Source organism: Nocardioides yefusunii (genome assembly GCF_004014875.1).
GTDB lineage: Bacteria > Actinomycetota > Actinomycetes > Propionibacteriales > Nocardioidaceae > Nocardioides > Nocardioides yefusunii.
The window spans coordinates 698,821-713,312 of record NZ_CP034929.1; the positions used below are offsets into that span (position 1 = coordinate 698,821).

Consider the following 14,492-nt stretch of genomic DNA (forward strand, 5'->3'; position numbering starts at 1 on the left):
GTGGCCGCGGACATGAGACGGCCCCGACCTGGAGATCAGGTCGGGGCCGTGCGTGCGTGCGTCACCTGGCGGGGTCAGGCACGCGGCAGGGAGGTCACTCGGTGCTGCCCCGGACGAAGGCCGACCACGCCGCGACGGAGGGGGCGTCGGTCAGCTTGAAGTTGCCGTCGCGGTTGGACTGGAAGTACGTCACGAAGGCAGCGCCCTGCTCGTCGAAGTAGTTGCCGACCTTGGTCAGCCAGGCTGCTCGTCCCGCGCCGGTGTCTCCGGGGACGAACGCGGATCCGGTCTCGGCGATGCCCCACGGCTTGCCCGACTCTCGCGACGCCTTGAGCACGCTGGCGTAGAGCTTCGCCGGATCGGGGTAACTCGTGGGGGTGCCGGTGGCGGAGTTGTAGGGGTCCCAGGCGACCACGGAGATGTACTCGTCGCCGGGGTAGTAGTCGCGCCAGTTGCGCTTCGAGGCGGGTTCGGTGGTCCAGCCGGTCAGGATCAGCGTCGGGTAGAGGTTGCTCTTCCCGGCCTTGCCCGCGAGGGCGGCGACGTGACGCCAGGCTGCCTTGTACTCGGCGGTGGTGAACTCGCCCTTGACGACGTGCGGCTCGGGTTCGTGGAAGTAGCTCCAGAAGATCGGCTTCTGGGTGGGGGCTTCCTTGAAGTACCGCACGATGCGGTCGTCGTACTTGCCCGCGAGGATGTCGGCCGGCGGTTCCCGGAACGACGTGACGAGGACGCGGTCGTTGAGGACGGTGCGTCGCGACCAGGCGCCCTCGGGTGGGACCGTGGGGTCGAACTGGCGCACGGCCGGCAGCTTCCCGAACAACGCGTCGTTGATCGAGAGGGCCTGGGCGATGGAGCCGTCCGAACCCGAGAGCGCGGTGCCGAAGTAGGTCTTCGAGCTGACGTAGGCCGGGGCCAGCGGATGGCTCACCGGCGTTGGCGTGACCGTCGGGGTCGGCGTGGGCGTCGGGGTCGGCGTGGGCGTCGGGGTCGGCGTGGGCGTCGGGGTCGGCGTGGGCGTCGGGGTGGGCGTGGGGGTGACCGGGACCGTGGCCGGAGCGCCGGGGAGAGCGACCGAGAGCACCGAGGAGCGGACCCCGGTGCTGCCGATCAGGAGCCGGACACCGTCACGGGCCACTTCGGCGGACTCGCCCTGGGCACGGGCGGGCAGTGCGGTGACGGTCGCGGCGCCGCCGGGCGTCGCTGACGTCCAGGCGGTGGTGGCACTGGTCAGGACCACGCGCCGGCCGTCGGGGGAGAAGGAGCCTGCAGTGATGCCGGCAGGAGCCGCGGCGAGCCTGGTCAGCTTGTTGGTCGACGTCGTCGACAGTGTGCTGGGCGCGACGTAGACGGCTGCGCCGCTGGACGCCTTCGACACGACGTACAGGCGTCCGGTGCTCGGGTGCACCAGCAGGGTCTCGGCGTCGCGGGCACCGTCGGGGTAGGTGAACGTGTAGCGGGTGGCGGCTGCCTTGATCTCGGAACCGTTGTCGGGGAGCTCCTTGGGCTCGGTCACCTTGTAGACGACGATCTGCTTGCGCGTGCGTCGGTCGTCTCCGATGTCGCCGACCCAGAGGGTGTTCTTCGGTCCGGAGGCGATGTCCTCCCAGTCCTGGTGCGTGGCGCCGGTGAGCCGGAGCACGGCCCGGGTCGCGCCGGCACTGTTGACGACGAAGAGGCGGTTGGTGTCCCCGGCGTCGTTGTGGGTGTAGAGGGCGTCGCGGCCGTAGGTGCTGCGCGCGAGTCCGCTGGAGCGGGTGATCCGGGCGTCGGAGAAGGTCCGGTCGACCTTGTGGCTGTCGGTGACCAGGGCCGTGGCGGTGGCCCGGGCGTGGGCGGTGAGGTGGGAGCGGCGCAGGGTCGCGATGCGGGTGCCGCTGTCGGCGGTCTTGAGCAGCGACGACAGACCGATCTTGGCGACGACGCGCTCCTGGTAGGTCGATCCGGTGGAGCTCGCCGAGGACGTGTTCGCTGGCGCTGTGGGGGAGGCCGTGGCGGCTGAGGAGAGTGCGAGGCCGGCAGCGGAGGTGACGAGGGTGAGTGCGAGGGCGCGTGCGGTGGCAGTGGTGAGCACGAGTGATCCCTTCTAGTGATGTCCGGGGCACGACGTGGGGGCGTGGTGCGGCAGTGCGCCCGGGGTGCCAGGTGCGGCGGTGCACCTGTGGGGCAGGCGGGGTGTGGCCGGGAGTGGTGGTGCGGCGCCCGTCCACGGGAGGAGCACGGGGCTCTTGGGTACCTGGTTCTGGTGACGCGGTTTCTCCTGCATACCCAATTCGGAGTACCCAATGAAAGGTATCCCACGTCGGCAGGGTGAGAAACGCCGAAAACCGCCCACAAGCAGCCACTTTGGTCGCCGGCATAGCCCGACCAGGGCATGTTCCCGCGGGCCGGGGGAACAGGCGTATGAGCAGTGCCGCGGTGGGTAGGCTGACCGCCGTGAACAGCGAGCAGAGCCCGATGCCCGAAGCCGTGACCACCGACGACCACGCCTTCGCGGTGTGGGCAGCCGAACAGGCAGGTGCACGCCTGCTGGAGGTACGCGCTCAGGGCCTCGAGGGACGCGCACTCAAGGACGCCGGTGACGCCGCTGCCCAGGAGGTGCTGGCGGCGCTGCTGGCCGAGCACCGCCCTGACGACCGGGTCCTCTCCGAGGAAGCAGTCGACGACAAGGCCCGCCTCTCCGCCTCCCGGGTCTGGATCATCGACCCGCTCGACGGCACCCGTGAGTTCTCCGAACCGCCCCGCGAGGACTGGGCCGTCCATGTCGCGCTGTGGGTGGACGGTGTCCTCGTGGCCGGTGCCGTCGCCCAGCCTGCCCTGGGTGAGACCTTCTCGACGCTGAACCCCGTCGTCGTGCCCCCGCGTACGTCGGAGAAGGTTCGGATCGCGGTCTCGCGCTCCCGCCCGCCCGCCTTCGTCGAGAAGCTTGCCGCCGAGATCGACGCCGAGCTGGTCCCCATGGGCAGTGCCGGGGTGAAGGTGATGGCCGTCGTCCGCGACGTCGCCGACGCCTACGTCCACGCCGGCGGCCAGTACGAGTGGGACAACGCGGCACCGGTCGCGGTGGCGCGTGCGGCCGGCCTGCTCTGCTCCCGCGTCGACGGCTCCGAGCTCGTCTACAACAAGGACGACGTGCAGCTGCCCGACCTCATCGTGTGTCGCCCCGAGCTGGCCGAGACGATCGTGGGATTCGTGCGACGTCACGGCATCGACTGACACCACTGACGGAGCCCCGCCCGGCTGGTGCCGGGCGGGGCTCCGTCAGGTCGCGTGCCCGAGCAGTGAGTTGCCTCCTGGTCAGCGTCCGTAGGTGCTGAACTGGTAGGTGGCGGCACCGAACTTGGCGTTCTTGGCCGTGACGACACGCCAATGACGCGTCCCTCGGGGAACAGTGATGGTCACCTTGCCCTGGGCGTTGGTCCGCACGGCCTTGAAGGTCGTGTACTTGCCGTTGCGCTTCTTGCTGACCTTGAAGACGAGCTTGGTGCCCTTCGACTTCGGGGTCAGCTTCACGGTGAGCTTGCGACCCTTGAGCCGCTGTACTTGCCGGTGCGGGTCACGGTGTAGGTGACCGGTGCGGACGTGCTGGGAGCGAAAGCCACGCCGCGACGGTTGGTGCCGCCGCTGAACACGATGCGGTAGCGCGTGGTGGCCTTGGGCTTCACCTCGAACGAGCGGTAACCGCCCGGCGCACTCAGGCCGGTGGTGGTCCAGGCGCCTCCGGCCACCGACTGCTGGAGACGCATGGTGCCGGTCTCGAAGACACTGCGGCCGCTTGCTGCCTCGTGCAGGTCGGCGTAGACGAAGCCGCTGGTTCCGTAGTTCAGCTCGGACGAGTAGCTGCTGCCGCGGAGGGTGGCGCGGGTGGCGAGTGGGGCCGGGGCAGGGGCGGGAGACTCGCTGGGGGACGTGGTGGGAGAGGTGTTCGACGTCGGGGTGACGTCGTCGGCCACCGCGATGCCGGACAGAGCCACGGGAGTCAGGCCGACCATGCTGACGGCGGTCAGCGAGGCCAAGGCACGCAGGGTGCGCCGGCGGTTCCGCCGGGAAGCCTGGGGACGAGTGAGCGTCGGAGTGGACATGGGTGCCTTTCTGGGGAGAGTCGCGGCGCACATGGGGGCACGACACCGCGCTGCCGCGGGGTACGGCAGTGGACGAGGCACCCGAGACATGCACTCGCCCGCCCATTCTCCCTCGTCCCGACATGACCGCGCCGGAGAACGCTGCAGGCGCCGCCGCCTCGGTCCGTGCGCTGGTTGGCGACTGAGGCGGCCGCGTAGGATCGAAAGCTGTCCCTCCCCGTGCCGGCCGGCCGGGGCCTGACTGCGTGCCGAGAGGACTCCCGTGACGGCCCAGAGCCCGCCCACCCCGCTGACCCGCTTCGCCGAACGACTGCTCCAGGACTCCGTCCTGGGCGAGGCCGTCGAGCACGCCTCGGCCACGCGTTCCCTGGACCTCACCGGCCCCGCTGGTGTGCGCCCCTTCGTCGTGCACGCGCTCTCCGCGGTCGCCGGACGTACGGTCCTGGCCGTCACCGCCAACCTGCGTGAGGCGGAGGACCTGGTCGCCGAGCTCGGCGACCTGCTCGAGCCCAGCGAGGTCGCCCTCTTCCCGAGTTGGGAGACGCTCCCGCACGAGCGCCTCAGCCCCCGCAGCGACACCGTGGGCCGACGTCTCGCGGTCCTGCGCCGTCTGGTGCACCCTGGCACCGACCTCACCAACGGCCCGCTCAAGGTGGTCGTCGCCCCGATCCGGTCGGTGCTGCAACCGCAGGTGAAGGGCCTGGCCGAGATCGCCCCGGTCGAGCTGGTCAAGGGCCAGGAGATTGAGCTCGACGACGTCGTCCAGGGGCTCGTCGACGCCGCCTACAGCCGCGTCGACCTGGTCGAGAAGCGCGGTGAGTTCGCCGTCCGTGGTGGCCTCGTCGACGTCTTCCCGCCCACCGTGGAGCACCCCCTGCGCGTGGAGTTCTTCGGCGATGAGGTCGACACCATCCGGGCGTTCTCGGTCGCCGACCAGCGCACTCTGGAGGAGACCGATCGGCTCTGGGCACCGCCGTGCCGCGAACTCCTGCTCACCGACGCCGTCCGGGAGCGCGCCCGTGCCCTGGGCGAGTCGCACCCGCAGCTGCTGGAGATCACCGACAAGCTCGCCGACGGCATCGCAGTGGAGGGGATGGAGTCACTGACCCCGGTCCTCGTCGACGAGATGGAACTCCTCGTCGACCTGATGGGAGTCGACACCACCGTCGTCGTCTTCGACCCTGAACGGGCACGCACCCGCGCCCACGATCTCGTCGCCACCAGCGAGGAGTTCCTGGCTGCCTCCTGGGCTGCTGCAGCCAGCGGAGGCACCGCCCCGATCGACCTCGACTCCGCCTCCTACCGCGAGATGGGTGAGGTGCGCGAGCACGCCCTGGCCCGAGGCATGGCCTGGTGGTCGGTCTCGCCGTTCGGCATCGACGACGACCCCGCTGATTCCGGGCGAGTCAGTGACGTCGACGCGATCGACGGCGCCGTCGTCTCGCGCGCGCTGGGGCACACCCCCGCCGAGCAGTACCGCGGCGACTTCGAACGCGCGGTCCGCGACGTGCGCGAGTGGCTCGACCGTTCCTACGCCGTCACCGTCGTCCAGCCCGCCGCCGGCACCGCCGAGCGCACCGTCCAGGTGCTGCTCGAGCACGACATCCCCGCCACGCTGGTCAAGGAGGGCGAGCCCGCACCGCCCGGCGCGGTCACCGTCACCTGCGGACACCTCGCGGCCGGTCTCGTCGACCCCACGACGCTGTCCGCGCTGGTCACCGGCGAGGACCTCACGGGTCAGAAGGCCTCCACCCGCGACATGCGGAAGATGCCGACCCGACGCAAGAAGCAGATCGACCCGCTCGAACTCAAGGCCGGCGACTACGTCGTCCACGAGAAGCACGGCGTCGGCAAGTTCATCGCGATGGAGCAGCGCGCCGTCCAGGGTGCGACGCGGGAGTACCTCGTCCTCGAGTACGGCGCGGCCAAGCGCGGTGCGCCGGCCGACCGACTCCTCGTCCCGGCCGACACCCTCGACCAGGTGACTCGGTACGTCGGCGGTGAGGCGCCTGCCCTCGACCGCCTCGGCGGTGCCGACTGGACCAACCGCAAGGCCAAGGCCCGCAAGGCGGTCAAGGAGATCGCCTCGGAGCTGATCAAGCTCTACGCGGCGCGTCAGGCCACCAAGGGCCACGCCTTCGGCCCCGACACCCCGTGGCAGCGCGAGCTCGAGGACGCGTTCCCGTTCAACGAGACCATCGACCAGCTCACCACCGTCGACGAGGTGAAGTCGGACATGATGAAGACGGTCCCGATGGACCGTCTCGTCTGCGGCGACGTGGGTTACGGCAAGACCGAGATCGCGGTCCGGGCAGCGTTCAAGGCCGTCCAGGACGGCAAGCAGGTCGCCCTCCTGGTCCCCACGACGCTGCTGGTCACCCAGCACCTCTCGACGTTCACCGAACGCATGAGCGGGTTCCCGGTGAACCTGCGCGGCCTGAGCCGGTTCCAGACCGACAAGGAGGCGAAGGAGATCCTCGCCGGCCTCAAGGACGGCTCGGTCGACATCGTCGTCGGCACCCACCGCCTCTTCGGCAAGGAGGTCGAGTTCAAGGACCTCGGCCTGATCATCGTCGACGAGGAGCAGCGCTTCGGCGTCGAGCACAAGGAGGCGATGAAGCGTCTGCGGACCTCCGTCGACGTGCTCTCGATGTCGGCGACGCCGATCCCTCGCACCCTGGAGATGGCGATCACCGGCATCCGCGAGATGTCCTCGATCACGACCCCGCCGGAGGAGCGTCACCCGGTCCTCACCTACGTGGGTGGCTACGAGGACCGTCAGGTGATCGCCGCGATCCGCCGCGAACTCCTGCGCGACGGCCAGGTCTTCTACATCCACAACCGCGTCCAGTCGATCGACTCCGCGGCCGCCAAGCTGCGCGAACTGGTGCCCGAGGCCCGGGTCGCGACCGCGCACGGCAAGATGAACGAACGTCAGCTGGAGCAGGTGATGCTCGACTTCTGGGAGAAGAAGTTCGACGTCCTGGTCTGCACGACGCTGGTCGAGTCAGGCCTCGACGTCTCCAACGCCAACACGATGATCATCGAGCGCGCCGACCAGCTGGGCCTGAGCCAGTTGCACCAGCTGCGCGGACGCGTCGGACGTTCCCGTGAACGTGCCTACGCCTACTTCCTGTACCCGACGGAGAAGCCGCTCACCGAGACCGCGCACGAGCGGCTCGCGACGCTGGCCCAGCACTCCGACCTCGGCGGCGGCATGGCGATCGCGATGAAGGACCTCGAGATCCGCGGTGCCGGAAACCTGCTCGGCGGCGAGCAGTCCGGTCACATCGCCGACGTCGGTTTCGACCTCTACGTCCGTCTGGTCGGCGAGGCCGTGGCCGACTTCCGCGGTGAGGACTCCGAGGTCGACGAGGAGGTGCGCATCGACCTGCCCGTCGACGCCCACCTGCCGCACGACTACGTCTCCTCCGAACGTCTGCGTCTGGAGATGTACAAGCGGCTCTCCGAGGTCCGCAGCGACGACGACGTCGACGCGATCCGCGCCGAGCTCGTCGACCGCTACGGTCCGCCGCCGGTGGTGGTCGAGTCGCTCCTGGTGGTCGCCCGGTTGCGTGCCCGCGCCCGTCGGGCAGGGCTGACCGAGGTCGCGCTCGCCGGCAAGAACGTCAAGTTCGCGCCGGTCGAACTGCCCGACTCCCGTCAGGTCCGCCTTGCCCGGATGTACCCGAAGTCGAAGCTGCACTCCCAGCTCGACGCCATGCTGGTACCGCGCCCGGTCGGCAAGGACAAGGCCTCCGGGATCCCGCTGCTGGCCTGGGCCGGGGGAGTGATCGACCAGATCATCGACCCGCCACCGGCCTGATCGCTGGCCTGATCGTGGGGCTGGCCTGATCGTGGGGCTGGCCCTGAGACGTCAGGGTCAGCCGGTGATCGTGGCCATCGCCGCGGCGTAGTCGGCGTAGGCCTGGACCCGCTCGGCCTCCGCCGTGGCGTGTACCTCGTCGGTGTACGTCCGGCTCGCCGCGTCGATGGAGGCCAGAGCGGTCTCGCGGACCCGGCGTGCTGCTGCGGTGGCGGTGTCACGACCCAGGTTGGCGGCCGTGACCGCGCGGCCGTGCGTCGTCTGCGCCGCCCGGTAGACCTTCTTCCCGCTGGTCGCGGAAGCCTTCACCGTGCGTCGGTGTTCGGCATCGGCGGCACGCACGACCGTGCGCCAGTGACGCTGCGAGAGGGTCGAGGCGGCCGAGACCTTGCGGTTCCAGATCCGGTCGGCACGGGCGATCGCGGCCCGGTGGGACGCCGTGACGGCGTCGATCACGGTGCCGCGGGCGCGGTCGGCCTTCTGGATCGCGGCGGAGTGCTCCTTGCCGGCCTTCCCGGCGGCGGCCGAGTAGGTGGTGTTGACGCGGTTGCGGTCGGCCTGGGCGCCGGCGTTGTGGTTGGCGATCTGCTTGGTCTCGCTGTACTCGATGGAGAACAGGCGGCCGCGCAGCTCGTTCGCGATGTCGGCAGCGGTGCGGGGAGCCGGCGTGGGACTGCCGGGGGTGCTGGCTACGATGTCGTCGCCCGTGGTGGTGCTCGGAGTCGGGACGGCGTCGGCGGCGTGCACGGTGCTGGCGAGCAGCGTCGTCGGCAGGGCCAGCAGGAACCCCAGAGCGGTCAGCGCAGCCTGGTGACCAGTGCGGTGACCAGTGTGGCGAGCAGAGCGGCGTGCAGAGCGGCGTGCAGAGCGGCGTGCAGAGCGGGGGGAACGCGGGAACATCGGTGCCTCGCAGGGGGAGTCGAGCGGGTTGGGCCTGCGGGAGTCTGGCACGGACTCCGCCTCGGGTGCCGCAGAATGGTGGGGTGGTCCAGACCCAGAACGACACTCCGTCCACCGCACATCCGTCCACCGTGCAACAGCACCCGCTGCTGGCCTTCGCCGACCTGATGCGGGTCCTGCGCGACGGCTGTTCGTGGAAGCAGGCACAGACCCACACCTCGCTCAAGCGGTTCCTGCTGGAGGAGAGCTACGAGACGCTGGAGGCGATCGACGAGGGCGAGGAGACCGGCGACTGGTCACACCTGCGCGAGGAACTGGGCGACGTGCTGCTGCAGGTCTACTTCCACGCCGCGATCGCCGAGGAACGCGGTGACTTCACGATCGCCGACGTGGCCGCGGACATCGACGCCAAGATGCGGCGCCGCAACCCGCACGTCGTGGGGGAGTCCCCGGACGCGTCGTTGACGCCCGACGAGGTCAACGCCCTGTGGCAGGTGGCCAAGCAGGCGGAGAAGGCGGAACGGGCGACCATCTCCCCGACGGCCGGCATCCCCGCCGATCTCCCGGCCCTGATGTGGGCCTCGAAGGTGTTGGGCCGTCTCGAGCGTGGTGAGGCCGAGGCCCGGCCTGAGGTGGCTGCCCCGGTCGGGGTGGAGGAGGAGATCGGTGACGCGCTCCTGGCGCTGGTCGAGCGGGCACGGGCCACCGGCGTCGATGCCGAGCAGGCCCTGCGCGGCGCGGTGCGACGACGTCTGCCTGACGCACGCTGACCGACGCGGCCACGGTGTGCCGCCGAGCTCGCCACGACGCCCGACCGTTTCCGGTCGGGCGTCGTGGCGAGGTGCTCCGTGGACGGAGTTGAATCTGTCGTTGCTCAGGGAAGGAGGGCGCAGACCGTGTAGACCTGCACACCGACCGCCTGCATGTGGGTGACCGGAAGCGTCACGGACCAGCGGTCGAGGCGGGCGGCGCCGCTCGGGTAGAGGTCCTTGGTCAGCGGAACCAGGCCGCTGGAGATCGCGGCGCCGTGTTCCTGGTTGTAGGAGACCGAGTAGGTGCCGCTGATGGCGATCTCGTTGGCCGCGCACACGCCGCCGACGAAGGTCTGGTTGCCGCCGTGCAGGGTGGTGGTGTGCCACTGGCCGCGCAGGGTGACGTTGTTCAGTCCCTGGGGGCCCTGCACGCCCTGGGGTCCCTGGTCGCCCTGGGGTCCCTGGAGGCCTTGGAGGCCCTGGAGGCCCTGAGGGCCGGTGGCTCCGGTGTCGCCCTTTTCGCCCTTTTCGCCGGTGTCGCCCTTGTCGCCCTTCTCGCCCTTGGCGCCGGTGGCGCCCGCGGCACCCTGCTTGCCCTGGGGGCCGGTCTCACCCTGGAGGCCGGTTGCGCCGGTGGCTCCGGCTTCGCCCTTCTCGCCCTGGAGACCCTGCCGGCCTTGGGGGCCGGTGGCTCCGATCAGGCCCTGTGCGCCCGTCTCGCCCTTCTCGCCGGTGTCGCCCTTGTCGCCCTTGGCGCCGGTGGCTCCGGTCTCGCCCTGCTTGCCCTGCGGGCCGGTTGCTCCGACAGGACCCTGCAGGCCCTGGGCACCCTGAGGACCGAGGGGACCGGCCACGCCGCGGACACCTTGGAGGCCCTGAGCGCCCGTCGCACCCGTGTCGCCCTTCTCGCCGGTTGCCCCGGTTGCCCCGGTTGCGCCGGTTGCGCCGGTTGCACCCTTGAGGCCCTGCGCGCCCGTCGCGCCCTGGGAGCCCTTGGGGCCCTGAGGTCCCTGAGCGCCAGTTGCGCCGGTGGCTCCGGTCTCGCCCGTGGCACCGGTGGCTCCCGTTGCGCCCTGAGGGCCGGTGGCGCCGGTTGCGCCCTGAGGGCCGGTGGCACCCGTTGCGCCGGTGGCTCCGGTGGCGCCGCGGTCGCCCTTCGCGCCCTTGTCGCCCTTCGCGCCCTTGTCGCCCTTCGCGCCCTTGGCTCCCTTCTCTCCTTGGATGTTCCAGCGGAGCAGGGACTCGCCACTCTGGCAGCGCTTCTTGGCGGTGCCGCGGAGAAGGCGAACAGTGCCGTTCGTGGTGTCGATGCAGGCGGCGATCTGGTCGTCGTCGTTGACGTAGGTGCGGGGGGCGGCGGAGGCAGGCATCGTGGAAAGTCCGAGCAGCGCGAGCGATGCCAGCGCGCCCGTCACAGTCCTGACGAGGGGAGAGTTCATGGGACGGAGCGTACGGAAAGCGCTTGCGCGGTGGGCGTTCGCCGTCGACGAAAGTGCGATCCGATGCGGGGGAGCCCGTGCGGCCCGACGACGGAGACCGGGCAGACGGTGAGGTGGGATTCAGTCGAAACGCGGGGCCTCGACGGCGGTCATGGCCGGGTCGAGTTCGATGCCCCGGGCCAGCATGGCCTCCGCCTCAGCGGTCCGGCCGAGGTGGGTGAGGGCGAAGCCCAGACGCATGTGGGCGGGAGCGAAGTCGGGCTGGGCCGCGATCGCGTCACGGTAGCGATCCGCTGCGGCCTCGATGTCGGACGCCTCGAGCAGGATCGCGGAGTTGTACAACGTCGGTCCGTGCTCCGGATTGATTTCCAAGACGTCGTCGTAGTGAGCGAGAGCCTCGGCGGTGTCGTCGGCCTGCTGGGCCAGGTAGCCGAGGTTGTAGTGGGCCAGGTACTCCTCGGGATCAAGGCGGAGGGCGCGTTCGAAGGACCGCGCGGCAGCGTCGATGTCGGCGGCGATCTGAGAGATTCCCTGCTCGACCAGCGCGCCGGCCGCAGCCACGTCGTCCTCGTCGGGAGAGGAAGTGCACCCCGCGAGGAGTGCGGTGGCGGCCAGGGCGAGGGGCAGCCGGAGGCGGAGGGAGGTGCGGGGAGAGGGGGGAATCACAGCGGCAGTCTAGGGATGAGCAAGGGAGGGCACCTCCTGTCGGGCCGCTCGGGGATCCCTTCTGGGCCGCGGCGACGTGCAGGTGAATCGGGGTGTCGTTCAGGTCACGCGGTCGAGGTGGACGACCTCGTTCATCACGAAACGGCGACGGTTAGGCTGGGGGTGCCTCACGCGTCATGCGCGCGAGTCCGTGGTGCCCCGAGCGGGAGCCACGACCCGACACACTCACGCTTACCCCAGGAGCAGTCAACGATGGCAGCCATCGAAGCAGTCAACGCACGCGAGATCCTCGACTCCCGTGGCAACCCCACGGTCGAGGTCGAGGTGTCCCTCGAGGACGGTTCCTTCGGCCGTGCCGCTGTTCCCTCCGGTGCCTCCACCGGCGCCTTCGAGGCCGTCGAGCTGCGTGACGGCACCGACCGTTACCTCGGCAAGGGCGTCGTCAAGGCCGTCATGGGCGTCATCGAGAAGATCGCCCCCGCGATCGAGGGCCTCGACGCCGACGACCAGCGCCTCGTCGACGAGACCATGCTGAAGCTCGACGGCACCCCCAACAAGGCCAACCTGGGCGCCAACGCGATCCTGGGTGTCTCCCTCGCCGTGGCCCACGCCGCTGCCGAGTCGGCCAACCTGCCGCTGTTCCGCTACGTCGGTGGCCCGAACGCGCACGTCCTGCCCGTCCCGATGATGAACATCCTCAACGGTGGTGCCCACGCTGACACCAACGTCGACATCCAGGAGTTCATGATCGCCCCGATCGGTGCCGCCACCTTCGGTGAGGCGCTGCAGCAGGGTGCCGAGGTCTACCACCACCTCAAGGCAGTCCTGAAGGCCAAGGGCCTCGCGACCGCCGTCGGCGACGAGGGTGGCTTCGCCCCCAACCTCGAGTCCAACCGTGCCGCCCTCGACCTCATCACCGAGGCCGTCGAGGCCGCTGGCCTCAAGGTCGGCGAGGACATCGTCTTCGCTCTCGACGTCGCCGCCACCGAGTTCCACAAGGACGGCTTCTACACCTTCGAGGGTCAGCAGAAGACCGCTGCCGAGATGTCGGCCTACTACACCGAGCTCGTCGCGAACTACCCGATCGTCTCGATCGAGGACCCGCTGGACGAGGACGACTGGGAGGGCTGGAAGACCCTCACCGACTCCATCGGTGACAAGACCCAGCTCGTCGGCGACGACCTGTTCGTCACCAACGTCGAGCGTCTGCAGCGCGGCATCGCCGGTGGCCAGGCCAACGCCATGCTGGTCAAGGTCAACCAGATCGGTTCGCTCACCGAGACCCTCGATGCCGTCGAGCTCGCGCACCGCGCCGGCTACCGCAACATGATGTCGCACCGCTCCGGTGAGACCGAGGACGTCACCATCGCCGACCTCGCCGTCGCCACCAACTGCGGCCAGATCAAGACCGGTGCCCCGGCCCGTTCCGAGCGCGTCGCCAAGTACAACCAGCTCCTGCGCATCGAGGACCACCTCGGTGACGCCGCCAAGTACGCCGGACGCGCCGCGTTCCCGCGTTTCAAGGGCTGATCCAGCGCGCCTCCCGGTGACGGGAGGACGTCATCAGGGATGATGGTCCGTGATGGCACAGCGACGTGATTCCCCCACACCGGGGGGCAGCCGGCGACCCGGCCAGCGAGGGCAGACCTCGCGTGGCCGGGTCGCTGCTGCGCTTTCCGGGGACGAGACCAGCACTTCGGACGAGACGACGGTGATCGGCACGCCGGTTCCCGGGCCGGCGAAGCGCGGCGCCGAGGCTTCACGTCCGGCGTCCGCGCCCCAGGCGGTGCGACGGCCTCTCGCCGGAGCGGGCGGCCGTCCGCCGCGCCGTTCGCGCCTGACGATGCGCTTCTTCGTGTTGACCGTGGTGGTCGTGATCCTCGCGGTCTCGTTCGCGTCCTCGACCCGTGCCTACTTCGACCAGCGCGACACCATCCAGTCGCTCAAGGACGAGATCGCGCGCCGCGAGGCCAGCATCGAGAAGCTGGAACGCGAGAAGCGCCGCTGGCAGGACCCGTCCTACGTGAAGGCCCAGGCCCGCAAGAACCTCGGCTACCTGATGCCCGGCGAGACCGGCTACCAGGTGCTCGACGAGAACGGTGAGCCGCTCGGTGCGGCCGCTGGTCTCTCCGACCCCGACGACGTCGGCACCGCCGAACGGGCCGCCTGGTGGGAGGATGTGTGGGGATCGGTCGAGCTGGCCGGCAACCCGCCCGAGGAGCGGGGCCAGGCCCCGGCGAAGATCGACGGCGTCAAGAAGAACGAACAGCAGGAGAACCAGTGATCGACCCGGCCGACAAGAAGACCATCGAGGCGCAGCTCGGACGCGAGCCCCGTGGCATCGCCGGTGTGGGTCACCGCTGCCCCTGCGGCAACCCCGACGTGGTGGCCACCGAACCGCGCCTGCCCAACGGCACGCCGTTCCCCACCACCTACTACCTGACCTGCCCGACGGCTGCCTCCAAGATCGGCACCCTCGAGGGTGGCGGTGTGATGAAGGAGATGCAGGAGCGTCTCGGCACCGACGAGGAGCTCGCTGCCGCCTACCAGGCTGCGCACGAGTCCTACCTGGCCGACCGCGCCGAGATCGGCAAGGCCGCCGGCCTGGAGGTCCCCGAGATCGAGGGCATCTCCGCCGGTGGCATGCCCAACCGCGTCAAGTGCCTCCACGTCCTGGCCGGTCACGCGCTGGCCAAGGGCCCGGGCGTCAACCCGCTGGGCGACGAGGTCCTGGAGATGCTCGGCGAGTGGTGGAAGGACGGCGCCTGCGTGAACGCGTGCGGCTCCGACGACGCTGCTGCCGGCACCGAGACCACCGAGGGCTGAC

Annotated in this window: 12 protein-coding genes; 6 read left to right on the forward strand and 6 right to left on the reverse strand. The window is 70.2% G+C overall.

Annotated features, from left to right (window positions below):
- Positions 1–94: 94 nt before the first annotated feature.
- Positions 95–2,074, reverse strand: coding sequence for a glycoside hydrolase family 26 protein (locus EOV43_RS03105; RefSeq protein WP_128219637.1), 1,980 nt, complete (start codon positions 2,072–2,074; stop codon positions 95–97).
- A gap of 362 nt (positions 2,075–2,436) precedes the next feature.
- Here EOV43_RS03105 and EOV43_RS03110 point away from each other — a divergent pair, with 362 nt between their 5' ends.
- Complete coding sequence (locus tag EOV43_RS03110; protein ID WP_239022201.1) at positions 2,437–3,216, forward strand: 3'(2'),5'-bisphosphate nucleotidase CysQ; 780 nt, start codon at positions 2,437–2,439, stop codon at positions 3,214–3,216.
- A gap of 81 nt (positions 3,217–3,297) precedes the next feature.
- Here EOV43_RS03110 and EOV43_RS03115 read toward each other — a convergent pair whose 3' ends face one another.
- Both EOV43_RS03115 and EOV43_RS03120 read right to left on the reverse strand, forming a co-directional pair.
- Positions 3,298–3,513, reverse strand: coding sequence for a hypothetical protein (locus EOV43_RS03115; protein WP_128219638.1), 216 nt, complete (start codon positions 3,511–3,513; stop codon positions 3,298–3,300).
- On the reverse strand, positions 3,510–4,082 hold the full coding sequence (locus EOV43_RS03120) for a hypothetical protein (RefSeq protein WP_164878636.1): 573 nt from the start codon (positions 4,080–4,082) through the stop codon (positions 3,510–3,512). Before EOV43_RS03120 ends, EOV43_RS03115 begins: the two co-directional genes overlap by 4 nt.
- A 262-nt stretch (positions 4,083–4,344) precedes the next feature.
- Here EOV43_RS03120 and mfd point away from each other — a divergent pair, with 262 nt between their 5' ends.
- Positions 4,345–7,908 carry a transcription-repair coupling factor gene (gene mfd / locus EOV43_RS03125; protein WP_378528547.1) on the forward strand — a complete coding sequence of 1,188 codons (3,564 nt, stop codon included), beginning with the start codon at positions 4,345–4,347 and terminating at the stop codon, positions 7,906–7,908.
- Positions 7,909–7,965: 57 nt separating this feature from the next.
- On the opposite strand, the gene EOV43_RS03130 is transcribed toward mfd, so the two are convergent.
- Positions 7,966–8,859, reverse strand: coding sequence for a hypothetical protein (locus EOV43_RS03130; protein ID WP_128219640.1), 894 nt, complete (start codon positions 8,857–8,859; stop codon positions 7,966–7,968).
- A 32-nt stretch (positions 8,860–8,891) separates the two neighbouring features.
- Between EOV43_RS03130 and EOV43_RS03135 the strand changes: the two genes are divergently transcribed.
- Positions 8,892–9,578: a MazG nucleotide pyrophosphohydrolase domain-containing protein gene (locus EOV43_RS03135; RefSeq protein WP_206611382.1), complete on the forward strand. Its 687-nt coding sequence runs from the start codon at positions 8,892–8,894 to the stop codon at positions 9,576–9,578.
- A 104-nt stretch (positions 9,579–9,682) separates the two neighbouring features.
- Here EOV43_RS03135 and EOV43_RS15815 read toward each other — a convergent pair whose 3' ends face one another.
- Both EOV43_RS15815 and EOV43_RS03145 read right to left on the reverse strand, forming a co-directional pair.
- Positions 9,683–10,999, reverse strand: coding sequence for a collagen-like domain-containing protein (locus EOV43_RS15815; protein WP_128219641.1), 1,317 nt, complete (start codon positions 10,997–10,999; stop codon positions 9,683–9,685).
- Between the two features lie 120 nt (positions 11,000–11,119).
- The gene (locus tag EOV43_RS03145) at positions 11,120–11,665 is read right to left on the reverse strand and encodes a tetratricopeptide repeat protein (protein ID WP_128219642.1); all 546 of its coding nucleotides are present in this window, start codon (positions 11,663–11,665) and stop codon (positions 11,120–11,122) included.
- A gap of 252 nt (positions 11,666–11,917) precedes the next feature.
- On the opposite strand from EOV43_RS03145, the gene eno reads away from it, so the two are divergent.
- The 3 genes from eno to EOV43_RS03160 all read left to right on the forward strand — a co-directional run bounded on the left by eno (position 11,918) and on the right by EOV43_RS03160 (position 14,491).
- Complete coding sequence (eno, locus tag EOV43_RS03150; protein WP_128219643.1) at positions 11,918–13,195, forward strand: phosphopyruvate hydratase; 1,278 nt, start codon at positions 11,918–11,920, stop codon at positions 13,193–13,195.
- A 181-nt stretch (positions 13,196–13,376) separates the two neighbouring features.
- Positions 13,377–13,949: an FtsB family cell division protein gene (locus tag EOV43_RS03155; protein ID WP_239022202.1), complete on the forward strand. Its 573-nt coding sequence runs from the start codon at positions 13,377–13,379 to the stop codon at positions 13,947–13,949.
- A complete protein-coding gene (locus EOV43_RS03160; protein WP_128219644.1) occupies positions 13,946–14,491 on the forward strand; it encodes a DUF501 domain-containing protein in 546 nt (181 codons plus the stop codon). The genes EOV43_RS03155 and EOV43_RS03160 overlap by 4 nt, the downstream gene beginning before the upstream one ends.
- Position 14,492 lies beyond the last annotated feature (1 nt).

Coding starts and splice junctions, on each gene's coding strand:
- EOV43_RS03120 (WP_164878636.1), bottom strand. CDS start 4,082: ATGTCCACTCCGACGCTCACTCGTCCCCAGGCTTCCCGGCGGAACCGC.
- EOV43_RS15815 (WP_128219641.1), bottom strand. CDS start 10,999: ATGAACTCTCCCCTCGTCAGGACTGTGACGGGCGCGCTGGCATCGCTC.
- eno (WP_128219643.1), top strand. CDS start 11,918: ATGGCAGCCATCGAAGCAGTCAACGCACGCGAGATCCTCGACTCCCGT.